This window comes from Alteromonas sp. IB21 (assembly GCF_016405965.1).
In the GTDB taxonomy this organism is placed as follows: domain Bacteria; phylum Pseudomonadota; class Gammaproteobacteria; order Enterobacterales; family Alteromonadaceae; genus Alteromonas.
In genome coordinates this window covers 26,964-52,972 of sequence record NZ_JAEFCD010000033.1, presented here as the reverse complement: position 1 = coordinate 52,972, position 26,009 = coordinate 26,964, and the positions used below count along the sequence as shown (strand labels likewise).

23 protein-coding genes and 1 tRNA gene are annotated in these 26,009 nt (G+C 45.5%); 9 read left to right on the top strand and 15 right to left on the bottom strand.

The window, feature by feature from the left end:
* Window positions 1–97: 97 nt before the first annotated feature.
* A complete protein-coding gene (locus JC525_RS17855) occupies window positions 98–766 on the top strand; it encodes a YitT family protein (protein ID WP_198817169.1) in 669 nt (222 codons plus the stop codon).
* A 463-nt stretch (window positions 767–1,229) separates the two neighbouring features.
* Here the strand turns inward: JC525_RS17855 and alr are convergent, their stop codons facing one another.
* Window positions 1,230–2,306, bottom strand: a complete 1,077-nt coding sequence (gene alr / locus JC525_RS17850) for an alanine racemase (protein WP_198817168.1) — start codon at window positions 2,304–2,306, stop codon at window positions 1,230–1,232.
* Window positions 2,307–2,496: 190 nt separating this feature from the next.
* Here alr and murQ point away from each other — a divergent pair, with 190 nt between their 5' ends.
* Together murQ and JC525_RS17840 are read left to right on the top strand one after the other, a co-directional pair.
* The gene (gene murQ / locus JC525_RS17845) at window positions 2,497–3,510 is read left to right on the top strand and encodes an N-acetylmuramic acid 6-phosphate etherase (protein ID WP_233095286.1); all 1,014 of its coding nucleotides are present in this window, start codon (window positions 2,497–2,499) and stop codon (window positions 3,508–3,510) included.
* A gap of 18 nt (window positions 3,511–3,528) precedes the next feature.
* Window positions 3,529–5,046 carry an exo-beta-N-acetylmuramidase NamZ family protein gene (locus JC525_RS17840; protein WP_198817167.1) on the top strand — a complete coding sequence of 506 codons (1,518 nt, stop codon included), beginning with the start codon at window positions 3,529–3,531 and terminating at the stop codon, window positions 5,044–5,046.
* A 225-nt stretch (window positions 5,047–5,271) separates the two neighbouring features.
* On the opposite strand, the gene JC525_RS17835 is transcribed toward JC525_RS17840, so the two are convergent.
* Window positions 5,272–7,245 carry a glycoside hydrolase family 3 N-terminal domain-containing protein gene (locus tag JC525_RS17835; protein WP_198817166.1) on the bottom strand — a complete coding sequence of 658 codons (1,974 nt, stop codon included), beginning with the start codon at window positions 7,243–7,245 and terminating at the stop codon, window positions 5,272–5,274.
* 196 nt (window positions 7,246–7,441) lie between these two features.
* Between JC525_RS17835 and JC525_RS17830 the strand changes: the two genes are divergently transcribed.
* A complete protein-coding gene (locus JC525_RS17830) occupies window positions 7,442–8,818 on the top strand; it encodes a Na+/H+ antiporter NhaC family protein (RefSeq protein WP_198817165.1) in 1,377 nt (458 codons plus the stop codon).
* Between the two features lie 92 nt (window positions 8,819–8,910).
* Window positions 8,911–10,608: a gamma-glutamyltransferase gene (gene ggt, locus JC525_RS17825; protein ID WP_198817164.1), complete on the top strand. Its 1,698-nt coding sequence runs from the start codon at window positions 8,911–8,913 to the stop codon at window positions 10,606–10,608.
* Window positions 10,609–10,701: 93 nt separating this feature from the next.
* Here the strand turns inward: ggt and JC525_RS17820 are convergent, their stop codons facing one another.
* Entirely contained in the window at window positions 10,702–11,172 is a 471-nt protein-coding gene (locus JC525_RS17820; RefSeq protein WP_014948113.1) for a LabA-like NYN domain-containing protein, read from the bottom strand.
* A 164-nt stretch (window positions 11,173–11,336) separates the two neighbouring features.
* Between JC525_RS17820 and JC525_RS17815 the strand changes: the two genes are divergently transcribed.
* The gene (locus tag JC525_RS17815; RefSeq protein WP_332874131.1) at window positions 11,337–11,957 is read left to right on the top strand and encodes a PepSY domain-containing protein; all 621 of its coding nucleotides are present in this window, start codon (window positions 11,337–11,339) and stop codon (window positions 11,955–11,957) included.
* Between the two features lie 49 nt (window positions 11,958–12,006).
* Here JC525_RS17815 and JC525_RS17810 read toward each other — a convergent pair whose 3' ends face one another.
* From JC525_RS17810 to JC525_RS17790, 5 genes are all read right to left on the bottom strand, one after another.
* A complete protein-coding gene (locus JC525_RS17810) occupies window positions 12,007–12,426 on the bottom strand; it encodes a VOC family protein (protein WP_198817163.1) in 420 nt (139 codons plus the stop codon).
* Window positions 12,427–12,437: 11 nt separating this feature from the next.
* Window positions 12,438–13,844: an aldehyde dehydrogenase family protein gene (locus tag JC525_RS17805; RefSeq protein ID WP_198817162.1), complete on the bottom strand. Its 1,407-nt coding sequence runs from the start codon at window positions 13,842–13,844 to the stop codon at window positions 12,438–12,440.
* Window positions 13,845–14,143: 299 nt separating this feature from the next.
* Complete coding sequence (locus tag JC525_RS17800) at window positions 14,144–15,442, bottom strand: adenylosuccinate synthase (RefSeq protein ID WP_198817161.1); 1,299 nt, start codon at window positions 15,440–15,442, stop codon at window positions 14,144–14,146.
* A gap of 258 nt (window positions 15,443–15,700) precedes the next feature.
* Entirely contained in the window at window positions 15,701–15,883 is a 183-nt protein-coding gene (locus JC525_RS17795; RefSeq protein WP_198817160.1) for a DUF2065 domain-containing protein, read from the bottom strand.
* Between the two features lie 31 nt (window positions 15,884–15,914).
* Window positions 15,915–17,093, bottom strand: coding sequence for an aminotransferase class V-fold PLP-dependent enzyme (locus JC525_RS17790; protein WP_198817159.1), 1,179 nt, complete (start codon window positions 17,091–17,093; stop codon window positions 15,915–15,917).
* Between the two features lie 272 nt (window positions 17,094–17,365).
* Here JC525_RS17790 and JC525_RS17785 point away from each other — a divergent pair, with 272 nt between their 5' ends.
* Window positions 17,366–17,791, top strand: coding sequence for a hypothetical protein (locus JC525_RS17785; protein ID WP_198817158.1), 426 nt, complete (start codon window positions 17,366–17,368; stop codon window positions 17,789–17,791).
* Between the two features lie 60 nt (window positions 17,792–17,851).
* Here JC525_RS17785 and trxA read toward each other — a convergent pair whose 3' ends face one another.
* Entirely contained in the window at window positions 17,852–18,721 is an 870-nt protein-coding gene (gene trxA, locus JC525_RS17780) for a thioredoxin (RefSeq protein ID WP_198817157.1), read from the bottom strand.
* Window positions 18,722–18,898: 177 nt separating this feature from the next.
* On the opposite strand from trxA, the gene JC525_RS17775 reads away from it, so the two are divergent.
* Window positions 18,899–19,237, top strand: coding sequence for an Mpo1-like protein (locus tag JC525_RS17775; RefSeq protein WP_198817156.1), 339 nt, complete (start codon window positions 18,899–18,901; stop codon window positions 19,235–19,237).
* Window positions 19,238–19,416: 179 nt separating this feature from the next.
* Complete coding sequence (locus tag JC525_RS17770) at window positions 19,417–21,531, top strand: S9 family peptidase (RefSeq protein ID WP_198817155.1); 2,115 nt, start codon at window positions 19,417–19,419, stop codon at window positions 21,529–21,531.
* Window positions 21,532–21,594: 63 nt separating this feature from the next.
* Here JC525_RS17770 and JC525_RS17765 read toward each other — a convergent pair whose 3' ends face one another.
* The 6 genes from JC525_RS17765 to purE all read right to left on the bottom strand — a co-directional run bounded on the left by JC525_RS17765 (window position 21,595) and on the right by purE (window position 25,928).
* Window positions 21,595–22,764: a PQQ-dependent sugar dehydrogenase gene (locus JC525_RS17765; RefSeq protein WP_198817154.1), complete on the bottom strand. Its 1,170-nt coding sequence runs from the start codon at window positions 22,762–22,764 to the stop codon at window positions 21,595–21,597.
* Window positions 22,765–22,936: 172 nt separating this feature from the next.
* The gene (locus JC525_RS17760) at window positions 22,937–23,410 is read right to left on the bottom strand and encodes a Dps family protein (protein WP_105930478.1); all 474 of its coding nucleotides are present in this window, start codon (window positions 23,408–23,410) and stop codon (window positions 22,937–22,939) included.
* A 166-nt stretch (window positions 23,411–23,576) separates the two neighbouring features.
* A complete protein-coding gene (locus JC525_RS17755; RefSeq protein WP_198817153.1) occupies window positions 23,577–24,098 on the bottom strand; it encodes a copper chaperone PCu(A)C in 522 nt (173 codons plus the stop codon).
* 65 nt (window positions 24,099–24,163) lie between these two features.
* A tRNA-Thr gene (locus JC525_RS17750) sits at window positions 24,164–24,239 on the bottom strand.
* A 61-nt stretch (window positions 24,240–24,300) separates the two neighbouring features.
* Window positions 24,301–25,437, bottom strand: coding sequence for a 5-(carboxyamino)imidazole ribonucleotide synthase (locus JC525_RS17745; protein ID WP_198817152.1), 1,137 nt, complete (start codon window positions 25,435–25,437; stop codon window positions 24,301–24,303).
* Complete coding sequence (gene purE, locus JC525_RS17740; RefSeq protein ID WP_105930481.1) at window positions 25,434–25,928, bottom strand: 5-(carboxyamino)imidazole ribonucleotide mutase; 495 nt, start codon at window positions 25,926–25,928, stop codon at window positions 25,434–25,436. The genes JC525_RS17745 and purE overlap by 4 nt, the downstream gene beginning before the upstream one ends.
* Between the last annotated feature and the right edge of the window lie 81 nt (window positions 25,929–26,009).

Genomic DNA, 26,009 nt, shown 5'->3' with positions numbered 1-26,009 from the left:
TCTCTGTTGGAGAGAGTGGATAAATTTGGTCAATTAATTAATGCAATTGGTATAAACGTATAATTACGCCGTCTCTTCTTAACGCAAGTTTCTTCTTATGCAAAAAACAAAACACAGTGTCATCGAGGATGTATTCGCTTTGATAAGCGCCGGCTTGTTTGTTGCTTTTGGCGTTTACCTTTTTCAGTCTCAAGATTTGATGGTTGGAGGGGCAGCAGGTTTAGCCCTACTAGGTACGTATGCCGTTAATATGGATTTTGGCTTATTGTTCTTTCTAATCAATCTGCCGTTCTACACATTAGCTTGGACGCAGATTAGTAAACGCTTCACTATCAACACGTTTATTTCGGTTACTACGGTATCAATTTTAACCGAGCAAATTCCCGCGTTTGTGGATATTAGCCACGTAAACCCAATATTTGCCGCAGTGTTTGGTGGCATTCTAATTGGCGTGGGCATGCTTATGATGTTCCGTCATAGTTCTAGCCTTGGCGGAGTAGGCATTATGGCGTTTTACTTACAGCAGCGTTTCAATATTAGAGCAGGCACCTTTCAGCTCGCCGTTGACAGCACCATTTTGCTGTGCGCATTGTTTTTTATCGCTTGGCATTTAGTGCTGATTTCTATCTTAGCCGCATTTTGCCTCAACATGGTTATTTCTCTTAACCACAGACCTGAGCGCTACTTCCCTGCTCAAGAGAAACAAGCAAAAAGCAGGGCCGAGACAGACACTTTAGAGGGCTCAGACAAACGGGTTACCGCTTGAAAAGATAATACTCGTCTGTAGTAAAGCCATATTAAGAGACAAACAAGGATATAAGTCGCTATAGGCTAATTCTCTATCTTTTCGTTTTAATTGGGCTACACTGCCCTTTGTGTTAGAGCTAGTCAAGATAAAAAGCCCGATTAGGCTGTCCTAATCGGGCTTTTTTGTAACTCTTATTTGTATCCTTTGGCGCCTATTACAAACCTATTGCTTCTTTTGAACGGGTCTAGACGGTCGACTTACAACTCCACGGTTTACTCTTGGACGAGAAAACGAAGTACGCATACAAACCTCACTTATGAGTTGTTGCTCAGCACAGTCGGAGGCGAAACATTCACCGCAATCCTGCGTCTCAGCATAAACAGTATAGACTTAACTCACGGGTAAAAGTCTCATTCTTTTAATGAATAGTACTTTATTAAAACTTATATAGTGTTAGGCAAAATTGGCACAGCATTGAAATTTAAAGGTATTTCACAATGCGCGGTACACGCTGGGAAATTCTTGTCATGAGTTCATAGTCGATAGTGTCGGCCCACATCGCCACTTCCTGTATAGATACGTTTTGCCCCCATAGTTCAACCACATCACCCACGGCCACGTTGTCGATGTGAGTAACGTCAATGGTGATCATATCCATAGAGACGCGCCCGGCGAGAAACGCACGTTTTCCACGCACCATCACTGGCGTACCGTTTTTACAGTGCCGCGGGTACCCATCAGCATAGCCAATGCCTACAGTGGCTATTTTGCTAGGCTTATCCGCTACCCATGTTTGACCGTAACCAACGCCCTCTCCGGCTACGATATCACGAACGGCAATTACGCTGGAGCGAAGGGTCATTGCGGGGTAAACCTCTGTATCGCATTTTTGCGAGGTAGATACTGCACCGCCATAAACCCCTACACCTAATCGATTCCATGCTTTACGACTTTCTGGCCAATTCACGGTTGCAGGCGAATTTGCCACACTGATGGGGAAGCCGAGTTTATCCGCCACCTGCTTAAATGCCGTGAGCTGAGACTCAGTAAAGCTATTGTCTACGTCATCTGCACAAGCGAAGTGCGTAACGATAACGGTTTGGTCATTCAATAAATGGCGATACTTCGCTGCCACTGCTTCTATATCAGTCATGGAAAAACCCAATCGATGCATGCCACTATCGACCTTAAGCCACACGTGAGGGCGTTTGTCTTCAGGGCACTTATCTAACCACTCGAGCTGTTCCTCACAATGCATCACTAATATGCAGTTATTCTGATAGGCCATTTTGCACTCTTTTATCTGGTGCGCCCCTTCCAAAACAACAATGGGTGCCGTAATACCCGCGTCGCGAAGCGCAATGGCTTCTTCGATAATAGCAACGGCAAAACGCGAAGAAACATGCTGAAGAATCCGCGCTACATTTACTGCTCCATGACCATAGGCATCAGCTTTTACCACCGCCATAGACTGGCTTGAAGGCGCTAAAGCAGCAAGGACTTTGAAGTTATGTAAAAGGGCGTCAGCATGAATGATAGCTTGCGTTTGTCGGCTCACAGAAAAACACGTTCCTTAAATGTTTAATGGGAAAGAGTATAGAATGCCAAAGTGTACCACGAGAAGCATATTAGCGGCGCAGGATTAATAATGAAAAACGTACCATCTAACGCAAGGTTTCTTATGGCATAAAATACCGTTATGCTTTGTGCTAGCTCATTATCACAATTTCGCTGCCTCAAGGTTTTCAATGTCTTCGTACAATCCTTCTACTTCAGAATCGTCTGCCAACGCCAATATTAAAAGTAAAGTCAGTACTGGTAACCAAGCAGCAGGTAATAAACCCACCGTTAACGAATTAGCCCAGTCACTGAATAAAATTGTGTCAGAAGGCAGAAACCCAGACACCCTTGATATAGACACGCTAAGCACCGAAGGCATTCTTACCCGCATTAACAACGAAGACGCGAAAGTGGCAAACGCGGTAGCATCGCAAATTTTCCAAATTGGAAAAGCGGTGGATGCTGCAACCATTAGCATTAAAAACGGTGGCAGACTTATTTATATTGGCGCGGGGACCAGCGGCAGACTGGGCATACTTGATGCCGTAGAGTGCCGACCCACGTTTAGCGTTCCTGATGAACTGGTTGTTGGCGTGATAGCTGGCGGAGAAAAGGCCATTCAGCACGCCGTAGAAGGCGCAGAAGATGACGTCGACGCTGGGCGAGCTGATCTTGAAGCCCTGTCCCTAAGCCAAAATGATACGGTTATTGGGATTTCAGCAAGCGGTCGCACACCCTATGTAGGTGGTGCATTGGAATATGCCCGTTCGCAAGGCTGCTTTACCGGCGCTATTGCATGTAGCCCTAACGCCGCTATTTTTACCCATGCTGATGTAGCGATATGCCCAGTGGTTGGACCCGAGGCGCTTACAGGCAGTACACGCATGAAGTCGGGCACGGCGCAAAAGCTCATACTTAATATGATTAGCACCAGCACCATGATTAAGCTGGGGAAGACCTATCAAAACTTAATGGTAGATGTGAATGCCACCAACGAAAAACTAAAAGCCCGCGCGCTTCGCATTGTTATGCAGGCTACAGAATGCAATGAAGAAACAGCTTTGACCGCGCTTAGTGCGTGTAACAACAAAGCTAAAGTTGCGATTTTAATGGTATTAACGGGGCAAACTGCCGGGCAGGCCGCCGCTCAATTAGAAGCAAACGGGGGGTATTTGCGTACCGCCGTAAATAAGAGCGAATAACGACGGTAAACGAATACTATGAAGGTTTTAACTCCGGTTAAAGTGAACAAGGTTTTTAGACGCCTTACATCTAGCGCATTCGTTGCAGTACTTTCTCTAGCACTAATTAGCTTATCGCTTAACGGCTGTGCACAAACAAACTTATCTACACATGTACATCCAAGCAATACGGATGGCTCTTCGAAGCAGTCTTCATTTAGGGCAAAGCAGCTTGAATCAAGTGCCAAGCCGCTTGCTGTAGGCGCTGAACGTTATTCGAAATACCTGCCATTGCTGGAAGGTAAGCGAGTTAGTTTAGTGGTGAATCAAAGTGCCTTGGTTTCGACTCGCAACGCTTCGCCTTCTAACAAGATTGAGCCTGAAGAGACCGAATCAAGCATTAGCCTGGCTACACAATTGAATAAGATAGAGGCAAGCCAGCGCAATCAGCATCTGCTTGATGCCCTGCTACAACGCAGTGTTAACGTCGTAAGCATAATGTCACCGGAGCACGGATTTAGAGGAGATAAGGGCGCGGGCGAAAAGGTAAATAGCGATATTGATGCTAAAACCGGTTTGCCTATTCACTCCCTTTACGGCGCAACCAAAAAGCCTTCTTCAGACATGTTAGAAGGCATCGATGTGATTGTTTTCGATATTCAGGATGTAGGCGTACGCTTTTATACTTATCTAAGCACCTTGCACTACGTGATGGAAGCCGCCTTCGCGCGCAATATCGAGGTTATCGTGCTAGATAGGCCAAATCCTAACGGCCGTTATGTTGACGGCCCAGTACTACAACCTGAATTTTCGTCTTTTATTGGCATGCACCCTATTCCCGTTTTGCACGGTATGACCTTAGGCGAACTTGCTCAAATGATACTGGGGGAGCAGTGGTTAGATATTGACGTGAGCAGTTATAACAACGCGAAGCTAACCGTTGTCCCAGTAAAAGACTATCAACGCACTGCACATTATTCATTGCCAGTACCGCCTAGCCCTAACCTGCCAAACGATTTATCGATACTGCTTTACCCAACGCTGTGTTTTTTTGAGGGGACTGACGTGAGTATAGGTCGCGGCACTGACTTCCCCTTCCAGCTTATTGGTCACCCTTTTGTTGAGTTCGGTAAAACTCAGGTCCCGGTAAAAGCAAATAGAGCAGCGCCCCACCCTAAGCATGAAAATACCCTACTAAATGCAAACGTATTTACTTATGCTGATCCTACGAACTTGGAAGGCTCTGGCTCTAAGCTAACAACTCACAAGTACTCACCAATTAGTGGCTTAGATATCGCTACATTGATAGATGCCTATTCTCGTTTTTCTGAATATAACAAGGTGGTCGGCGCCAGTGGTGGCTTTCAAGAAACCTTCTTTACTCGCCCAGATTTCTTCGACAAATTAGCGGGTACTGATGCGCTAAGAATGCAAATTCAAACTGGTAAATCGCCTGCCGAAATTCGCCAAAGTTGGCAGAAAGAGTTAGGCGAGTTTATAGAAAAAAGACGGGCGTATCTTATTTACGAAGACTTGCTTTACGAAGACATGGATTAGGGTTCAGACAAGCGCCTTCAGCTTTGGGTATTTGAGGAGCCTTGCCAAGGTAAATAGAGGGGCGTACTCGCTAGTTGAACTACACAGGCAATATGCAAGTGAATACTCACACTCTGTAAATTCATAATTTAATAAGCACATGGAAAAGTTAGTAAAGACTAACTTTCGTCATTTTCGTCCCACAGTTGCGAGCTGTTCTTCAGCGGTAGCTTTTTATAATGACGCTTATTTCAGCGAAACAGGTGAACGTCCTTCAGCAAGTATGTTTCCAAGTAACACATCGGCCAGTGCGTTAAGGCCATAGCTTGTAACGTGCTTATTTTCCTTGTCACTTTCCGGTGTCATGCTCACTGTATAACTAAATGTAGCAATAGCAATGTTGGCTAACTCCTTCACGTCTTGCGCTTTATATGGCATACGCAGTGGGGCGAAGACCACGGTTTTATTCTGTGCTTTTGCAGCAACCATTATCTTTTTGCTAAATGTCATCACATCAGCCGCGCTTGCGCGACGCTTTACATGCTCGGGTAAATCAAACCCACCTAGTTCGTAATTCGCGTGAAGAGGACTAATGTTGCCAACTACCAGCGCATCAGCTTGTTTTAGTAGGTTCATTGCCAATTGGGTATTTGGTAACGCAGTTAATGGCAAACAGGCAAACTCTAGAGGCTTATTGTTGGCTTTGGAACGAGCGCGTGCAAGCGCTGCATCAAACGCTAAACACCTTGCAGCATCTGGCATAAGCGCAAGCCAACGGTTTGATGTTATTGGCAATTCATCCTCCCCATAAAGTACAGACACTGACGACCTAGAAAGCCCTTTCTCAATTTGAATTCCTCTGTTTTTCAAACTGTTAGCATTGTTCGTAGAAGCATTTTCTTTTGCTTCGTTAAGCCACCATGATATGGGCTTGGAAATAAAATCTTGCAGAGCAAAGCGTTGTTTTTCCTTAATAATTCTATTGTGGGAAGCATTAAGAAAAGCGCTTTCCGACATTCGTTTTGCCACGTTATCTAGAAGCAAAGCGAACTTTTCTATGTCGTCTTGGTTTCTTATAGTGAACGGCATTAGCGCTATGTCAGCACCTGCGTTGAATGCGCTAACTAACGCTTCTTCGTGGGAGAAAAACTGGGTAATGCCAGCCATATCTAACGCGTCAGTAACGATAAGACCTTGATACCCTAATTGCTTACGAAGCACGTCGGTTAGTATCTTTTTCGACAACGTTGCTGGAACGATTTGCGACTTACCATGCTTGTCAATAATTGTCGTATCGTCCAAAGATGGGTATTGAATGTGTGCACTCATTACCATTGCTGGAGGCGTTGCACTATTAATGATATTAGCAAATGGAAGAATATCGCCCGCCATTGCTTGCGCTTTGCTATGCGTTACTTGCGGCAGGCCGCTGTGGCTGTCTACATGGGTATCACCATGGCCCGGAAAATGTTTGATAGCGCTCATGACTCCCGTACTTTGTATAGCACTAACAAATGCCTGCCCAAGTGCAGCTACCTGCTCGGGGTTTTCAGAAAAGCTGCGTACGTTTATAACCGGGTTCTTTGGCTCGCTATTCACATCAACCGACGGCGCAAAGTTGGTGTTAATTCCAAGCGGTAGAAGCGTTTGGCCAATATGCGATGCCACACTTTGCGCAAATGCACTGCCTCGCTGATGAAAGGTGGCACCGATGGCCATATTGCCAGCAAACGGCGAAAGCATGTCTGAAGGCAACCTTGCGACTCTCCCCCCTTCTTGGTCGATAGCAATGAATAACGGCTGACGACCTGCTTTTACCATATGCTGCTGCATGGTGTAGTTGAGCGTTACTAATTGCTCAGTATTTTGGATATTCTCTGAAAACAAAATAACACCGCCGATGTTGTGCGTACTGAGCACATTTAACAGTGACGGTGGAATTAAGGCCATAGGCGTACGGCACCGTGATGATGGCGTATTGTCTTCGCAAAAATAGCGAAAATCCAAAATAATTTTTTGCCCGAGCATGTTTTTTACAGCGCGAATTGTTTCGGCATCAGCGCTGGGCTTAGGATTATTCGAAGCGTTAGCGCTTCCAGATTGAGCGGTTGCGCTAGCAGTAAACAGTGAAGCACTTAATAAAATGAGTATGCCTGACAAGATAGCGCTAAGGCCCATCAACGAAGCACGTTTTTTACAAATAACTTGCTGGAATAACAATGTTTATCTAATCCTTGGTAACACGAAGCACAATACGGTACGCTAGCATAAATGAGAGAAGCATGTTCGCCAACTTTGAACTGCAATCACACATTCTCTTACGCAAATAGACATACCTATAGGGCAAGTAGAGCGTAGTAACTTATCAAAGCTCAACAAGTCCTAGGCACACATAAATTTAAGTTTGGATAGAAGTATGGATTGGATGTCAGTCATCCCCCCTCTTGTGGCTATTGCCGTCGTTTTTTGGAAAAAAGAAGTCATATTAGCGTTGGCCCTAGCCGTATTGTGCGCGGAAGCGTTAATTTTGGTCAATGCTGATATTACTACAAGCTATATGGCACCCATTAATGCAATAGAGCGTGTGGTTGATACCGCGGCTAGCCCCGGCAATACACGTGTGCTGATCTTTTCAGTACTGGTTGGCGCATTGCTCGCGTTTATACGAGACTCTGGTGGCGTGACAGCAACCGTAAACTTTCTAGTAAACAAAGGGGTAGCGAAGAGTCGCAAACAAGTTGGCGGCTTGACCATGTTCACTGGCATCGCTGTATTCATAGAATCAAACTTAAGTGTGCTCACTGCCGGCATATTTGCCCGAGGTCTATTTGACCGTTTCGGCATGAGCAGAGCACGTCTTGCCTATATTATCGACTCTACCAGTGCGCCAGTATGTATCTTGATTTTACTCAACGGCTGGGGGGCGTTTATTTTAAGCTTACTTGATGCTTATGAGTTGCCTGCGTCATCTGCCTCTATTTTGTGGGGCAGTGTATTTTTCAATTTTTACGCTATCTTCACCCTGCTTATTGTCGCCTACACGATTTCCGCCGACAAAGTACATGGTCCTATGGCGGAAGAAGAAAAAGCGCTGACGCATGTTGAAGTAAACCAAACTACTGAACCTGCCACCAAAGCCCGTTTCATGCTGGTTCCACTGATAGTAATGGTGCTGAGTATGATTGGCTTTATGTTCTGGACGGGGAACGGCGTGTTATCAGAAGGTAGCGGCAGTAAGTCAGTACTTTATGCCACTGCCCTTGCCACTGCTCTTGCCTACGGCTTACTTCTAATTCATAAACGTTTTACCCATAAACAAGCGGTAGAAATTGGTTTTAAGGGGATGGGTGAACTCCTTCCTCTGGTCTCCATAGTGCTATTGTCGTTAACCCTAGGCAATAGCCTTAAGGAGCTTGGAACAGGCGTGTTTGTTGCGGGAATAGTGGGAGAGTACCTTCCACTTATGTTAATTGTACCTATGCTGTTTATCGCGGGAGCAATCATGTCGTTCACGACGGGCACGTCTTGGGGTACCTTTGCTATTCTCATTCCTATAGGCGTTCCCCTGATTCAAAGTTTGGGATTACCTCCCTCGCTTGTTATAGGTGCTATTTTAGGTGGCGGTATATTTGGCGATCATTGCTCGCCCATCTCAGACACAACGGCAGTGTCGTCACTCGCAGCCGGAACTGACGTGTTAACCCACGTAAAAACGCAGTTCCCTTATGCACTATTTGCGGGCGCACTTACGCTTGTTGCCTATTTCGTCGCCAGTTTAGTGATGCTTGGCTGATCCAGTAAGCATAGACATAGTGATAGCGCCTATAAACTGCTAAATGTTGCCAGTAAAAAATGAGTCGAAAATTTTCAGCAAGGAGTTTGTACATGATAAAACGGATAATGATCTTAGCGGTTATTTCTGTAGTGGTAGCTTGTTCTCATGCACCGAATAACACGGTAGATAACACGAACAACACCACCGTTGGCATTAGCCAACAGGCCGTTGCCATGCCTGACAGCTACAGTGCCGATGCGGCTATGCAAGTACTTCAAGAAGGCGGCAACGCTATTGATGCTGCTATTACCGCACAGTTTGTTTTGGCCGTCACTCTGCCAGAGGCGGGTAATGTGGGCGGTGGTGGCTTTATGACAATAAAGTTTGAAGATAGCACCGACTTTCTAGATTACCGCGAAATGGCGCCTGAAAATGCCCATCGCGATATGTATCTTGATGAGCAAGGTAATGTAAAACCTTACGAATCCTTGTTTGGGGCTAAAGCGTCTGGCATTCCCGGTACCGTAGCAGGCATGTGGGCCGCGCATAAACAATACGGCACATTGGATTGGGAGCGTCTACTTGCGCCCGCAGTAGATTTAGCAGAGCAAGGTTTTGTGGTTCACGAAAAACTGGCTAATAACATTGCTCACTATATTAAACGCACCGAAGAAGAAGGTATCAATAACAACTTCAGTGAGTATTTTGCACGCGCTAAGGCCGGCACTACTTTCAAACAGCCGGAACTAGCGAAGACGCTTAAAGCCATTCAGCAACAGGGAAAGGATGGCTTTTACAAAGGCCATGTAGCAAAGCACATTGTTGATTTTATGCAGCAAAATGGCGGCCTTATTACCTATGAAGATTTGCTAGCTTACAAAGCAGTGTGGCGTAAACCTCTTCACTTAAACTGGCAAGGTTATGAGCTGGTCACCGCACCTCCTCCAAGTTCTGGCGGTGTTGCCGTAGCCCAGTGGATTGGCATGCTAGAAGCCTATGACGCAACCCACGATTTGCCAGCGCAAAACAGCACTGAATATATTCACGTCATGTCAGAAATTGGTAAGCGCGTGTTTGCCGACCGCGCAGAATACATGGGCGATCCTGACTTTGTCAGTGTTCCGGTAAAAGCGCTAACAGACGCTAACTACATCACCGAACGCGCGGCAGATATTCAGCCCACCAGCATTTCTGATACCCCAAGCGTTAAGCCTGGTTTAAAAGAAAGCGAAGATACAACACACTTCTCCATTATGGACAGATGGGGTAACGCTGTTGCCAATACAACGACCATCAACCTTACTTTTGGTAGCGGTGTTGTTGTGACTGGTGCTGGCTTTTTGTTGAATGATGAAATGGACGATTTCAGCGCTAAGCCTGGTGTACCAAACTTCTTTGGTGCTGTAGGTGGGGAAGCGAATGCTATTGAACCTTATAAGCGCATGCTGTCTTCAATGACACCAACGCTGGTCACTAAAGACGACCAAGTGGTTTTGGTAACCGGCTCTCCTGGCGGCACCACCATTATTTCGTCAGTCACTCAGTCGCTATTGAATGCTCTGCTTTACGATATGAGCGCTGAAGAAGCCGTGAACTCACCACGTTTTCATCACCAGTTACTGCCAAAAGACACCATTCGTATGCACGACGGGTTTACAGAGGCTACCGTAAATGAGCTTAAAGCAATGGGCTATACCATAGATAACCGTCGCTTTGGTGATGTGCACTTAATTAAACGGACTAAAGAGGGCGTTGAGGCCGCGTCGGAAAAAAGCGGAAGAGGTAAGAGCCTTGTCCAGCCTTATTAACACAGTCGTATTTACACAGCCGTCTTAGTACAACCGTATTAGTACAGGGCTCAGCGTAATTAGTTCAGCCTTGAACAAAGTACAAGCTGAAAACTACAGCAACAGCGTGGCGTCTATAGGCACATACTTAGACGCCACTTTTTGAATACTTTCAGCCGTTAATGCAGGAACACCGTACACCGTTACGGTTTTCCCTTTGGCTTTAAGGGCGTTTACAAGAATATCGAAATCGCCGTCGCCCGACACCAAAATGATCTCATCAACATCGTCGGCGTGTTCAAGTGCATCTACTGTTATACCTACATCCCAATCACCTTTCGCCGAGCCGTCAGCACGTTGAATGAAAGGCTTTAACTTTACTTCAAACCCAATAGCACGAAGAATGTTTTGAAATTCACGCTGCTTGCTGTCACCCCTGTCTATGGCGTATGCAAAAGCATGTGCTATGTCTAAATTGTAGGTAAGTTCACGCCAAAACTGGTTGTAATTAAAGTTACGTTTGTACGCCTGACGACAGGTGTAATACACGTTTTGTACGTCTACCAGCACTAATGCTTTATTCAAAACCACTCTCTTCTTCGGTTTACTCGGTTAATGTTTTCTGATGTTATAGCCTTTTGCCAGTAAAACCAAAAAACGTGATGATGAAGTTTATGCGCAAAGCGCACAATTACCTGGGCTTAATACTATTTGTACAAATAGGTCTATGGTTTTTAAGTGGCTTAGTCATGGCCTGGTTACCTATCGATGAGGTAAGGGGTAATCACTTAAAAAATAGCATCGCCACATCCTGGCACAAAGCTGCGATCTCCCCCTCAGATATATTAAGTGAGCACGGTCGCTCAGGGTCGCTTTCACTCACCTATCGCGTTGATACCTCACAACCCTCGCTCGATGCCATCCCTGTTTATTTTGTCGTGGATGGCGATAATACTTATCGCTACAGCGCATTAACAGGTGAAGCTTTGCAAACCATGCAAGAAAGCGATATTCGTAAAGCAGCAAAAGGGCAATACGCAGGTACTGCCGATATTGGTGAAATGCAGCTATTGAGCGTATTGCCTCAAGAGGTACAGAATTTGTCTGCCCCGTTATGGCAGGTGAGCTTTAACGACGACCTTAATTCGCGGTTTTATATCGACCCAAACACAGGCAGCGTTCTACGAGTACGTACCGACACATGGCGTCTGTTTGATTTCATGTGGATGCTGCACATTATGGACTATAAAGACAGAAGTAACTTCAATACGCCGTGGTTAATTGCTTTTTCGGGCTGCGCCTTTTTGTTCACGCTTACAGGCGTTGCGCTTTTGTATAAACGCTTCAAACCGAAACGGAAAAACCGCTAGCCTAGAATTTGTTGACCTTTGATGTAAAGCAGAGATCAACAAACACTAATTATTGCGTAGCAAAAAGCTGGGAAATATCTGCGAACGCTTTGAACTCTAACGCGTTACCGAAGGGGTCTTTGAAGAACATGGTGGCTTGTTCACCCGGCTTTCCTTTGAAACGAATGTAAGGCGCGATAACAAACTCGGTGTTTACCGCTTCCAGTTTACTTGCCAGTGCTTGCCAATCGCTCATGGTCAGCACAACGCCAAAGTGGGGCACCGGCACGGCATGGTCATCGACACCGTTATAAGAAGGTGGTGACGGCATGGCTTCTACGCAGTGCGTCACTAATTGGTGGCCGAAGAAATTCCAGTCTATCCACTGGGTATCACTGCGGCCCTTTTCACACCCTAGCAACTCACCGTAGAACGCTTCTGCGTCGCTTAAATTAGTGACCGGTATGGCAAGATGAAAGGGCTGAACCATGAAAACTCCTGTTATAAAAACTTCTTAAGCAACGAAAGCTTAAACTTAGAAAACGGCGCATAACGAAAGAACACATCTAACGCGAATGAGCGCTTCATTACCGTTTTGATATGGCTAAATGTATCAAAACCTGCTTGCCCATGATAGCTCCCCATGCCGCTATTTCCCACACCACCAAAGGGCAACTCAGGGTTTGTCATAAACAGCATAGTGTCGTTAGTACACACACTGCCCGAACTGGTTCTACTGATTATGTTATCAAGCACATCATCCTTATCGCTAAAGGCATAAAGCGCAAGTGGCTTAGGCCTGCTGTTTACAAGCTTTATGCCCGCGTCTATGTTGTCGACGGTAATGATGGGAAGAATGGGGCCGAAAATCTCTTCTTTCATTAACGGGCTATCTAACGATGGTGCTAGCACGAGCGTGGGAGCCATTGCGGGGCGGGATGTATCTAGCTCGCCGCCATACACCACATTCACGTTTTCAAGGTAGCTTTCAAGGCGCTTTAGATGGCGATGATTGACAATATTGCCATAATCCGGTGACGACAGCGGTACTTTGCCGTACTGTTTTTTCAGCTCTTTTTTTACCGCATCGATAAGCTTTTGCTCAAAGCCCTTTTCTACAATGACATAGTCTGGCGCAATACAGGTTTGCCCCGCATTCATCCATTTACCCCACACTAAACGACGCGCGGTAACGGCCAAGTTTGTGTTTTTATCGACAAAGCACGGGCTTTTTCCACCGAGTTCCAGGGTTACCGGCGTTAAGTGCTTGGCGGCGGCGCTCATTACAATCTTCCCTACTACTTCACCACCAGTGTAGAAAATATGGTCCCATTTGCAGGCAAGTAGGGCCGTCGCTTCATCTTTACCGCCTTCTATTACGGCAACGCATGAATTATCCATATATTGAGGGATAAGCTTAGCCACCAGCGAAGAGGTTTCTTCAGCCAGTTCTGAGGGTTTTAATACCGCACAGTTGCCCGCTGCAATAGCGGCGATATAAGGAGCAAGCAATAACTGGAGCGGATAGTTCCACGCCCCAATAATAAGCACAGTGCCAAGAGGCTCTGGTTTTCGAAAACTTTTACCCGGCCACGCCACCATTGGCGTAGATACTTTGCGTGGTTTTGCCCATTTGTCTAAATGCTTAAGCGTATGCTTGATATCAGAAAGCAGGAAACCTTGTTCAGCCACCATAGCTTCGGTCTTACATTTGCCCAAGTCATTTTTAAGTGCTTGTAAGATATCGTGCTGGTTGTCTTTAAGTAGGGTTTCTAATGCCTTAAGCTGACTTTTACGCCACTCGAGGGACTGTGTTTTTCCAGTATCGAAACTGTCGTTAAGTTTGTGAACAACGTCGACAAAACACACGCCAGTTTCTACTGCGTGAAGAGAAGGTCTATTTGGCATAAGAAGGCTCCGATAGCATTACACCCACTACAACAATTATATGGTTCATCTTAAGGTTGTTGCCGGGCAAAGCAGCGCAATAATTAACTGATACTATCTTATATTAATAGGGATGTTCGAAGACAACGCAACTAAAATGTTAATTAATGTTTAATGCGAACGTGTCTAACCGTCCGTAAGCGGAATGAAGATGTATAGCGGACGGACGCTAGACAAAGAGGACTTACTGGAAATCCATAAGAAAAAAATAAAAAAGCCCAGTGAAAACTGGGCTTTTGAAGGTATTCAACGTGGTGTTTTTACGCGTCGTATGGACTACGTAAAACGATAGTTTCGTTTCTGTCAGGGCCTGTTGAAACGATGTCAACTGGAACACCTGTTAGTTCTTCAAGACGCTTAATGTAGTTTTTCGCCGCTTGAGGAAGGGCTTCAAACTCAGTTACACCAAAGGTATTGTCTGTCCAACCCGGCATTTCTTCATAAACTGGTGTTACTTTATCGTAACCGTCAGCCGCCATAGGTGGTACGTCTTTCACGTTACCCTCTGCGTCTTTGTAGCCGACACAAATTTGAAGGCTTTCAAGACCGTCTAGCACGTCAAGCTTGGTTAGGCAGAACCCGGTAATAGAGTTAATTTGTACTGCGCGTTTCATTGCAACAGCGTCAAACCAACCCGTACGGCGCTTGCGACCTGTAGTCGCGCCAAACTCGTGACCTTTAACACCTAAGTGCTCACCTACTTCGCAATCTAATTCAGTAGGGAAAGGACCTGAGCCTACGCGGGTGGTATATGCTTTTACGATACCAAGAACGTAATCTAGCTTAAGCGGACCAAAACCCGCACCTGTTGCTACACCACCAACCGTTGTGTTTGATGACGTAACGTAGGGATAAGTTCCGTGATCGATGTCTAGAAGTGTGCCTTGAGCACCTTCAAACATGATGGGTAAACCTGCTTTGTCCGCTCGGTCTAGCTCATCAGTTACGTCAACAACCATCGCTTTAAGAATGTCAGCAACTTCCATTGCACCTTTTAAGGTTTCATCAAAGTCTACTGCTTCTTCGCCATAGTATTGCGTAAGCGTGAAGTTATGAACATCTAGCACTTCTTTTAGCTTAGCTGCGAAGTCTTCTGCGTTAAATAGGTCACCAACACGTAAACCGCGGCGAGCAACTTTATCTTCGTACGCAGGACCGATACCACGACCGGTTGTACCAATTGCTTTCGCACCACGTGCTTTTTCGCGCGCGACGTCTAATGCAATGTGGTAGGGAAGAATAAGTGGACAAGCTTCACTAATCTTTAATCGCTCGCGCACTGGAACGCCACGCTCTTCAAGCATAGTCATTTCTTTCATTAGTGCGTCTGGGCTAAGCACAACACCATTACCAATAATGCAGGTAACGTTATCGCGTAGGATGCCTGATGGGATTAAGTGAAGTACGGTTTTTTCACCGTCGATTACTAGAGTGTGACCTGCATTGTGCCCGCCTTGGTAGCGAACAACATATTTTGCGCGATCAGTGAGTAGGTCTACGACCTTGCCTTTACCCTCGTCACCCCATTGAGTGCCGAGTACCACAACGTTCTTTGCCATGAATCATATGTGTAAGAAAATTAGGCGGGGATTCTACAAAATTCTAGGGCAAGGATCACCCCTTTTTCGAACAAAAATACCACTATTTTACTTTTGCTTTTAAAAACCGTTGGATGTGAATGGTTTATTCAACCACGTTTATTCAGGTGCCGAATGATTTTCAGACAACGAAGAGACAGCCGCAGTCAGATTTTAGCACTTTACTCACGGATAGAATAAAAAGATGAAAAAAGTAAAGCGACGGCGCTTTACTCTTTACTAGCTAAAATAAAACAATAACAGCACGCCAATAATAACAAGCGTACCGCCGATTTGACGAAGCTGATTGGTAGGCTGCTGACTGATTTCCAGTAGATAGTTTCGCCATTTATTAGGAAAGAGCAGCGGGCCAATTCCCTCGATAATTAAAACCAGCGCCACCGCGGGCAAAAGCCATTCCATACATTATCCTTTTTTGTACTTCTTAGACGGTCTAGACCATATTAACTAGCGCGGCGAGGTCGATGTAGTCGGCCGTATGATAGAGACCAAAACCAAACCGTAAGCGGTTGCCTCGAAAATCGGTAAGAATATGGTGTGATTTAAGGGTTAACGCTAATTGTTTGGTAACGTCAGCATCCTCTAATTCGAACGTCAAAAAGTGCCCTCTTTTTGATGCATCCCTTACCACCAAGTTTTCTTCATTGAGTAGCGGATGATTATATTCAGCCAGCTTATCTAAAAATATACGCTGCATGCCCATCACATGGTCATTTACCGTTTCGACACTGATATCATTCTGCTCAAACATGCGAAGTACCGCTCTTAGACGATACAGCGCCGTGAAGTCCATTGTTGCCCCAGCAAAGCGCATTCCATCTAGACTGTAGGGAACGCTTTCCTTTCCACCTGCAATGCGTGGCTTGTCTAATTCCCCAAACTCAGCAAACCAACCTGTATAAACCGGTCTTAAATTGCATCCTGTGGGCACATGTGCAAAGCACGCGCCCTCACCTGCTTGAGCGTATTTGTAACTACCCGCTAGATAAAAAGCGCGATGAGCAATGGCTTTTAAATTCGTAGGTTTTGCCATAAAGCCATGATACCCATCGACCACGACCAGTGTATCGTTGTTGGTCACGCTGTTTACAATATCCGCAACGTCATCTACGACATAACCCGAGTTGAAGAAGACCTGACTGAAAAAAACCAACTCAGGATTATGCTCAGCAATAGCTGCAATAAAGCGTGAAGAGAAAGTATCATAAGGTTTAGTTGGCACGGTAATGAGTTCTATCGCGCCTTGCTCTTGCATTCTACTGGCCTGACGCTGAAAACTATGGAACTCGCTGTCTGTCGATACCACTTTATACGGCACAGACGAGTCGATACAACTCATAATGCGGTACAGTAGTTCATGGGTATTAGGCGCAAAGACAATTTGCTCTGGGGCACCCGTTTTTAGGATATCGCTAATGCGTTGCTGTAGTTCTGGTACGAGTGTTTCGAAGAAGTATCCCCACTTCTCGTCTACATATGTTGCGCTGTCATCCCAGTATTCCAACATTGCGTCGCGGGTACAGTCTGGCCAAAAATAATGGCTGTGGCAGGCATAGTGTTGTTTATGTTTATTCGCGTTAAGAAAACCCGTGTAAAACTTTTGATATGACATACCTGCTACCTAAGTGAAAATCGTGCAAAATAAATAACTGGGTAAACAGTATCAAAGTTCTATGGTGTGCGCATGGCTCTGATTAAAGCCGATAACATTTATTTACAATTAAAGTGTAAATAGTTTTGCCCAATTTATGTGAATTGATGTTATTTCTGATGTTTGTCAAACAGGTGTGGAATCCACATCCGTAGCTGACATTTCAAAAACGAGTTTGTGTTTCTCGATTTAATGGTTAGTCTTATATCAGTGGATCTATAAAAAGGTTTTTTATGCGTTTCCCTAAATATGGAAATTACTCTTTGGATATATCAGGTAACGTACTTGAAGTGTTCGCGACAGGCGCATGGAACTTGAAAACCACTGAATTCTTCGTAGAAGAAATGCATGACATCATTAGCACTTTTGATAGCAAACCTTGGGCAGCGTTAATGGACGCTCGGCGATGGGTGCTATCTACCCCTGAATGCCAAACCCGGCTGACCGAAGCAATAAAAGTCAATATTAGCCGGGGGTTGACCCGTTCAGCTTATGTATTGGATGTTGGAATGGTAAAACGTGCTCAGTTAGAGCGAACTCACCCTTCAAAACATCGCGACTTTATTAGTAATAACTACGAACGAGAATATTTTCACAAGTACTTCGACGCGCTTAACTGGCTACATAAAGAAGGGTTTTCACCTATAGTAAAACCATAGTGGTCTATGTAGCCGACTGATTATAAAACGTTTATCAGGTTTTATTATAGGCAGCGCTGGTTAGTACAGAAGGCTGTAGACCTTACGGCGGTATTCTGACTTTAGCGGATCACCATCTGCCAGGGCATTTATCATATCCATCATTAGCTTTCTTGCATCACCAAAGCCGAGCTCTTTTTTCAGCACGCTGTAGAGAAGCGCTAGCGCATCTTGAGATTTGTTTGCCTGGTGCAATTGTACGGCTAAGTCTACTTTCAGTTGAAGATCATCTGGGTTAGCTTCTACCGCAGCTTGAAGATTACGAATTTCCGGCGTGTCAGCCGCCTGCTCTGCCAACTCAATTTTGCCCGCTAAGCTTTTGTAACGAGAGTCTTGGTCGACCAACTTAATCTCTTCAAGTAACGCTTTCGCAGTGTCAATTGACCCTGTCTCAATGTAGCAGTCAATAAGCATATACTTGGCATTTACGTTATCAGGGTTAAGCGTCAACGCTTCTTTGGCCGCTGGCAGTGCTTCTGCGTATTCACCCTGCTGAATGGCCTTACCCGCAGTAGCAAGCAAATCATCTTCTGGATTAGGAAGGTATTTGGAAAGCATTTCGCGAATTTGCTGTTCAGGCTGAACGCCAGCAAAGCCATCGACTGGCTGACCATTTTGAACCACCATTACTGTGGGTAGACTTCTGATACCGAACTGCGCGGCAACTTCTTGTTGCGCTTCACAATCTACTTTCGCCAAGATTAGGTGCTGGCTATATTCACCCGCTAACTTCTCAAGAATAGGCATGAAATCTTTGCAAGGCTCGCACCAGTCAGCCCAAAAGTCGATAAGCACCAGCTTATCTTGAGATGCTTCAATAATAATTTGTTGAAAGTTTTCTACCGTAATATCAACAATAGTTGCTTGGCTATTCGCAACGAGATTTTCCATAACGCAGGCCTTTAATTACTTATGTTGTGTGGAATATGGGGCAGTAATAGATAAATTACAAGGTTAGCTTAGCGTGAATAAAGCCTTTACCTTTGTCGGATTGGCGACTATTTGTTATGGAGTGTGATGTTAATGTAGTGTGAAGTTTTGCTGTTACACCTAGACTGAGAGGGGTTTATGACTACACAAACCAGCGAGAATACCGAATTTACTTCGTTTAAAGCCTTTTATCCTTTTTACTTAAATGAACACAGAGACGGTACGTGCCGTACTCTTCATTTCATTGGCTCATGGTTAGTCTTAGGCGTTATTGCTGCCGCTATCGTAACCGGCCACTGGGCTATATTGTGGGCAATTCCTTTAGTGGGCTATGGATTCGCTTGGGTCGGTCATTTCTTTTTTGAGAAAAATCGCCCTGCCACTTTCAAGCACCCTATTTATAGCCTAATTGGTGACTGGGTCATGTTTAAAGACATTCTGACGGGCAAAATCAGCTTAAGGGGAGAGGAAAAATAAGACAACGCTCTTTTTAACACGTTATTTCGCGTCTTTACCGCACACTCTTTACATACGAGAAACTAAAGCGATATGTTTAAGGCAAGGCTTGCCCTACCAGGCTGACTCTAATGTTCAGTCAATAACAGCAATCGCCAAATCTATCGCGCTCTGCGCCAGAACAATAAAAAGGAACCACCATGTCTGCGTTTCGCTTTACTTCTCGGTCTATCCGAAAAGGCTTTTTAGTCACATCGACAGCGTTTTCACTACTTGCCGTCAGTGCGGGTCAAACTTATGCAATACAGGAGCAGGAAGACAGCGCCTCTCTTGTACCTTCTAATGCACTCGCTTTTGGTGACACCTTTAATTTAGAGTTTGTCGCTAACCCACAGTTTATTGATGAAAAAACCGTGGTATATGCTCGACAGAGCATGGACATTATGTCGGACAGTCGTCAAAGCAGGCTTTGGCAGGTAGATATAAAATCAGGCGAACACCGCCCATTTATCGGTTTAGATGAGAACCTATCTCAAGCTACGTTATCACCCAACGGTAAAATGGTGGCCTACACGAAGGCAGTTAATGGCAGAGGGCAACTCCACCTTTACTATTTAGATACAATGCAGTCTGTGCGGCTAACGAATACCAGTGAAACGCCTCGCCAGTTGGCCTGGTCTCACGACAGTAAATCGCTCGCATTTACACTGTTTACGGAAGAAAAACAAAAGCCACTGTTTACCGCTATGCCAAATAAGCCAGAAGGCGCAAAGTGGGCAGAGCAAGCCACATATATTGACGCGGTGCAGTATCGAGGCGACGGCAGAGGCTATCTGAGAGAAGGGTTTGATCAAATCTATCTGCTGCCTGTTGAGGGCGGTACACCACGTCAGCTGACTTCAGGAAAATTCCCAAGTGGCGGCGCTCTTTCTTTTTCGAATGACAATGACTGGGTTTACTTCGCCACTCCCCACCAAGAAGACTATGCGTTGAACCCGCTGTCTAGTGACATTTACAAAGTGAATGTGAAGACGGCAGATATTGAACAAGTTACCGATATTGACGGACCTGAGGGTAGCCCTACGTTAAGCCCTGACGGTAAGTACTTGGCTTTTACTCAACTGAATGACAGGAAGCTGTCCTACCAGAATGGTGATCTCGTTGTCCTTGAACTTGAAAGCGGCAACATCACTCGCTTGACTGAAGCATTAGATAGAAGTTTAGGTAAATTTGAATGGCGTAGAGACAGTCGTGGCTTAATATTTTCTTACCGTGATCAGGGGGAAACCAAGCTTGCCACCGTGAATTTGAAAGGTGACATAAAACCTATTGATGTAACGCTTGGTGGCCAAGCCTTTGGACGCCCTTATACCTCTGGCGATTTCGCTGTTAGTGACAAAGGCGATATTGTTTACACGACGGCGAGTCGAACCACCCCCGGTGACCTCGCGCTTTACCGCAAAGGGAAAAAAGACACACAGCTTACTGATTTAAATAGCGATGCGTTAGGCCATAAGGCACTTGCTCAAGTTCAGGACCTATCTGTTGTATCTAGCGTTGATGAACGCACCATTGACGCGTGGATTGCCTTGCCTCCTGGCTTTGATAGCAGCAAAAAGTACCCACTTATTCTAGAAATTCATGGCGGCCCGCATGCTGCTTATGGTCCTCACTTTGCGATGGAAATACAGCTAATGGCGGCGCAGGGCTACGTAGTGGTATGGTCAAATCCAAGGGGCAGTAGCTCTTACGGTGAAGATTTTGGCAACCTTATTCACCATAACTACCCATCTGAGGACTACAACGACCTAATGGATGTGGTGGACGCGGTGGTAGAGAAAGGTTACATAGACAGCGATAATCTTTTCATAACCGGTGGCTCTGGCGGCGGCGTATTAACCGCCTGGTCTATCGGTAAAACCGACCGTTTTACGGCAGCGGTAGTAGCCAAACCTGTGATTAACTGGATAAGCTTTGCACTGACTGCTGATGCCTACCCCTTCTTCAGCCAGTATTGGATGGCTGATAAGCCTTGGAATATCGCAGATAAGCTTTGGAAGCGCAGCCCTTTGAGTTTAGTAGGTAACGTGAAAACGCCAACAATGCTACTCACCGGTGAGGCTGACTACCGTACTCCGATCAGTGAGTCTGAACAGTATTACCAAGCGCTTAAATTACAAGGTGTCGATGCTGCTATGGTCCGCATCCCGGGAGCGTCACACGGTATAGCAAGCCGCCCCTCACGTTTAATCCAAAAAGTGGGGAACATCATGGCGTGGTTTGAGCGCTATAGGAAAGAAAAAGACACCGAATAACGTTTGTCCTTAATGTAAAAAGCGCCACATGATGTGGCGCTTTTTTTATGCTTGCTAACTCAGCTACTTAGTTAACTTTAGAACTTTTCCATTAGGCGCGTCGGTTAATAAATAGATAGCGCCATCGGGGCCCACTTCAACATCACGTATACGGGCTTGATTGTCTCGTAAGTATTCAAACTGTTCCACTGCCTCACCATTTTCTACTTCAATTCGACGAAGGTGAGTAAACTTTAAAGAGCCAACCAATATATCGCCGTTCCACTCTTTGAACATATCCCCCTGATAAAAGGTTAGACCGCTTGGCGCTATGGACGGATCCCAGTAAATCCATGGCTGCTTCATACCATCCATATGGGTCTTGTCGCTGATTATTTCACCGCTGTAATCAATACCGTAAGTTATTGAAGGCCAGCCATAATTCGCCCCTTTTTCAAGGATATTGATTTCATCACCACCTTTAGGGCCATGCTCCATCGCCCAGACTGCGCCAGTTTCAGGATGAACTGTTATACCTTGCACATTACGATGGCCATAACTGAATATCTCAGGCGCATCACCATCAGTAAACGGATTGTCTTGCGGTACGCTACCATCGGTATTAATACGTACTATTTTACCGAAGTGGTTATTGGTATTTTGTGCTTCCTTCATGTATTTATAGCGATCGCCCATGGCAACATATAGCTTGTTGTCGGCATCAAACGTGAGGCGACAGCCAAAATGAAAGCCGTTATCTACGATTGAATCGGCACTAAATATCACCTGAACGTTTTCAAGACCTTTGTCGGCTAAGGTGGCTTTGGCAACACTGCTGCTACTTCCAGGTTTATCCGCTGCATCACTTGCTTTGCTGTAACAAAAATAAATAGTGTTGTTGCTGGCAAAATCTGGGTCTATAACAATATCAAGCATACCGCCTTGGTTTTGCGCTACAACCTCAGGCACGTTTTCTAATCGTCCCGACAACGTGCCGTCTTTCGATAAACGCTGAATACCACCCGCTCGCTCAGTAATGAGCATGTCACCATTCGGTAAAAATGCCATTCCCCACGGATGAACAAGCCCCTCTGCCAGGGTGGTAACAGTAAGTTCATCGTCACTTACGCCGTGATCGTGGTCGCCGTGAGCCAGTGCAAACTGGCTAGCGGATAACGTAGCGACACACGCAACTGAAGCAGCGATTTTGCATATTCGCTTAGCATTTACAGACTGGGGGATATTTGTTTTCATTCAACATAGGCCTTTAAGTTCAAGAGGGCTTGTGCTTTTCTGCACACGCCTCTTTTTTATTGTCGTTTTCGTTTTTTCTTTGAAAAGCAGTATACAAAAAAGGGTACAGCCCTGCTGTACCCTTTTTGACGGATTCACTCCCTGACGGGATTAATCGACGTATATTATCGTTTTATCGAGGTAAGGTTGCGCGAAGCATCCATGCCGTTTTCTCGTGCACACGCATGCGGTCGCCAATTAATGCAGCTGATGACTCGTCATCAGCGTCTTGCGCTAGCTTCAACGATTCTCTGCACGTTTTTACAACTTGCTCGTGGCCATGGGTTAACAGACGCACCATTTCCGTGGCCTCTGGCACACCTTCTACCTCTTCAATTGAACTTAACTCTGCGAACGACTTGTACGTACCGGGAGCGGCCACGCCTAGCGTACGTATACGCTCTGCAATTTCATCCACTGCTTCTGCAAGTTCGGTGTAATGCTCTTCAAACATTAGGTGAAGCTCGCGGAACTGCGGGCCTTCAACGTTCCAATGAAAGTTATGTGTCTGTAGATACAATGTGTAAGAGTCTGCCAGCAGCTTCTTAAGACCTTCTGCTACTGCGTTACGATCGCTCTCAGATATACCAATATCAATCTTGCTCATTTCACACTCCTTAGTGTACAACACTATTAAATTTCGTTTCGGCTAGTTAGCTAAGCCGTAACAACATAACATAATAGTACTATAGAAATTTTGATTTAGATTAACGGTTAAATTGATTGCGCTTATCGCCTTATTCGATGGCGACATAATTACCAAAACATTTTGATCAATGGTGGTTATGATGACTTTTCACATCGTCTTTGTTGACAGGAAGTGTAATGTCGAGTTCATCATTGTCTTCAAAACGTAAGGTGAGTTTTATTTCGGTGCCTTCAACTAAGCCGTTATTTAAGCCTAACAGCATAATGTGGTAACCACCTGACTCGAATGACACCATTTCGCCAGCGCCTATCGTTACGCCATCTTCAAGCTCACGCATTTTCATAACATCGCCTTCCATAACGGTAGTGTGAATTTGCGCTTCACTGGCAAGTTCTTCAGACACGGTTACGCTGGTCAGTGTTTTATCTTTGTCACTTTGATTATGTAGCGTGAAGTAAACCGCGCTGGTTTTCGCAAGGGGGAAGGTTGCTCTGGCGTAGCCGCTCATCACCATGATATCGGTTTTTTGGTTTGCGTTATGCTCTTGATGCCCATGCGCAAAAGCTGCAGAAGAAGCAGAAAAGCTCAGCGTTGTGATATAAATAGCAACAAGTAATGTCTTCAGGAATTTGGATAGATAGCACATACATTGAGTTCCAAAGTGATAATTGAAACTAGTGTACGTAAGATTGGCATGAGAAAAAAGAAAAATGGTGCCGACTGCCGGAATCGAACTGGCGACCTACTGATTACAAGTCAGTTGCTCTACCAACTGAGCTAAGTCGGCACACTTTTTAAAACCGCTGCCTAGACAGCGGATGCGTATTCTAGCGATAAACGCGTGGGTGTCAACCTTTTAATCGCGTCGCTTCACCAACTAATTTCGGGAAGTACTCAAGTGGCAAATATTTACTCAATGCCATGAGCTTTTCACCTAAACTTTCGTAGCTGTTGGTGGTGACATTAATGTGACCCATTTTACGCTTTTCACGCACAGACTTTCCGTACCAGTGAAGGTGGCTACCATCAATACTAAGAAGATCTCGTGAGAAGCTGCTGCAACCGATAATATTAACCATGGCGCTTGGACCAATAGCTGAGGTATCACCCAGCGGCAAACCACAAACAGCGCGTAGATGATTCTCGAACTGGCTTGTGACCGCACCAGACTGACTCCAGTGGCCAGAATTGTGCACACGAGGTGCTAGTTCATTCACTAGTAACGTGTTGCCTACCTGGAATAATTCCACGGCCAACACACCCACATAATCCATACCTTCTGCCAGCTTAACGAAAATGTCGTGCGCTTGAGCTTGTAGCGCGTCATCGACATGTGTTGCCGGCGCAACCGATACATGCAGTTGGCCTTGATGATGTAAGTTTTCAGCAAGTGGATAAGTTCTCACGTCGCCATTCGCATTTCGCACACCGATAAGCGATAGCTCTCTATCAAAATCCACCATTTTTTCAACAACAAGCGGTACGGTTTCTAGGTCTAACCCTTGCAGAGAATTTTTCAGCGTCGGCAGATCGGCTTCATCACTTAATCGCCACTGACCGTAACCGTCATAACCATCGCGACTTGCTTTAAGAATAAGCTTAGCGCCAAGCTGCTTGACGCAATCATCAAGCTGAGCAAGGTCCGTTACAATCTGATGTTCGCAATTCGCCACCTGCATACTTTCAAGTAGCTTCTTCTCGCGAACCCGATCGGCGCCGACAAGAATACTGTCAATGTTGGGCATCAACTTATTAGTCTTCGCCGCATCTTCGAGCAGTCTTTCAGGTACATGCTCAAACTCTACCGTCAACGCGTCTGCGTCTTCTAGTGCTTGAGCAAGCGATAAATCTAACGGTGTTTTGCTAACTGGATGTACAACGGAATCGTTGTTTACGTCCACAGCTTGAACCTCAATACCTAGTGGACTTCCCGCTAGATACATCATTTGAGCAAGTTGGCCTGCGCCGTAAACAACTACTCTCATTCATCTAACTCCAATGTGTTGCTTGACGCTAGAACGGTTTCGGTTTGAGACTTTCTAAAAGCGATAACCGCATCTCGTACACTTTCTTCTTGCAGTGCAACTACTTGCGCCGCGAGTAGGCCCGCATTAGCGGCTCCCGCCTCACCGATAGCCAATGTACCTACCGCAACGCCCTTGGGCATTTGAACAATTGAGAGAAGTGAATCTAACCCGTTTAATGCTTTTGATTTAACTGGGCATCCGAACACGGGTAAATGCGTGTGTGCGGCAATCATGCCCGGTAAGTGTGCTGCGCCACCTGCACCAGCAATGATTGCGCTGAAACCTTCATCAGCAGCGTTTTCTGCAAACTCTACTAGCAAGTTCGGTGTACGATGCGCCGACACCACCTTCGCTTCAAATTCAACACCAAACGACTTCAGCATTTTTGCGGCCTGCTGCATAGTAGGCCAGTCTGAAGTTGAACCCATTACAATCGCGACTTTTGCCATCTAGAGATCCTCGAGGTAGGTAAAATGGTCAACCTTGGAAAACCCGCGATTGTAGCGCAAAACGGTTTAAAATCCCACCGC

What these genes read in the sequence shown, in the direction of transcription:
- purE (WP_105930481.1), bottom strand. Translation starts at nt 25,928, where the DNA reads ATGGCAAAAGTCGCGATTGTAATGGGTTCAACTTCAGACTGGCCTACT.
- JC525_RS17810 (WP_198817163.1), bottom strand. Translation starts at nt 12,426, where the DNA reads ATGGTTCAGCCCTTTCATCTTGCCATACCGGTCACTAATTTAAGCGAC.
- JC525_RS17765 (WP_198817154.1), bottom strand. Translation starts at nt 22,764, where the DNA reads ATGAAAACAAATATCCCCCAGTCTGTAAATGCTAAGCGAATATGCAAA.
- ggt (WP_198817164.1), top strand. Translation starts at nt 8,911, where the DNA reads ATGATAAAACGGATAATGATCTTAGCGGTTATTTCTGTAGTGGTAGCT.
- JC525_RS17840 (WP_198817167.1), top strand. Translation starts at nt 3,529, where the DNA reads ATGAAGGTTTTAACTCCGGTTAAAGTGAACAAGGTTTTTAGACGCCTT.
- JC525_RS17745 (WP_198817152.1), bottom strand. Translation starts at nt 25,437, where the DNA reads ATGAGAGTAGTTGTTTACGGCGCAGGCCAACTTGCTCAAATGATGTAT.
- JC525_RS17785 (WP_198817158.1), top strand. Translation starts at nt 17,366, where the DNA reads ATGCGTTTCCCTAAATATGGAAATTACTCTTTGGATATATCAGGTAAC.
- JC525_RS17775 (WP_198817156.1), top strand. Translation starts at nt 18,899, where the DNA reads ATGACTACACAAACCAGCGAGAATACCGAATTTACTTCGTTTAAAGCC.
- JC525_RS17805 (WP_198817162.1), bottom strand. Translation starts at nt 13,844, where the DNA reads ATGCCAAATAGACCTTCTCTTCACGCAGTAGAAACTGGCGTGTGTTTT.
- JC525_RS17855 (WP_198817169.1), top strand. Translation starts at nt 98, where the DNA reads ATGCAAAAAACAAAACACAGTGTCATCGAGGATGTATTCGCTTTGATA.
- JC525_RS17830 (WP_198817165.1), top strand. Translation starts at nt 7,442, where the DNA reads ATGGATTGGATGTCAGTCATCCCCCCTCTTGTGGCTATTGCCGTCGTT.
- JC525_RS17755 (WP_198817153.1), bottom strand. Translation starts at nt 24,098, where the DNA reads ATGTGCTATCTATCCAAATTCCTGAAGACATTACTTGTTGCTATTTAT.
- JC525_RS17770 (WP_198817155.1), top strand. Translation starts at nt 19,417, where the DNA reads ATGTCTGCGTTTCGCTTTACTTCTCGGTCTATCCGAAAAGGCTTTTTA.
- JC525_RS17795 (WP_198817160.1), bottom strand. Translation starts at nt 15,883, where the DNA reads ATGGAATGGCTTTTGCCCGCGGTGGCGCTGGTTTTAATTATCGAGGGA.
- JC525_RS17815 (WP_332874131.1), top strand. Translation starts at nt 11,337, where the DNA reads ATGGCCTGGTTACCTATCGATGAGGTAAGGGGTAATCACTTAAAAAAT.
- trxA (WP_198817157.1), bottom strand. Translation starts at nt 18,721, where the DNA reads ATGGAAAATCTCGTTGCGAATAGCCAAGCAACTATTGTTGATATTACG.
- JC525_RS17800 (WP_198817161.1), bottom strand. Translation starts at nt 15,442, where the DNA reads ATGGCAAAGAACGTTGTGGTACTCGGCACTCAATGGGGTGACGAGGGT.
- JC525_RS17790 (WP_198817159.1), bottom strand. Translation starts at nt 17,093, where the DNA reads ATGTCATATCAAAAGTTTTACACGGGTTTTCTTAACGCGAATAAACAT.
- JC525_RS17760 (WP_105930478.1), bottom strand. Translation starts at nt 23,410, where the DNA reads ATGAGCAAGATTGATATTGGTATATCTGAGAGCGATCGTAACGCAGTA.
- murQ (WP_233095286.1), top strand. Translation starts at nt 2,497, where the DNA reads ATGTCTTCGTACAATCCTTCTACTTCAGAATCGTCTGCCAACGCCAAT.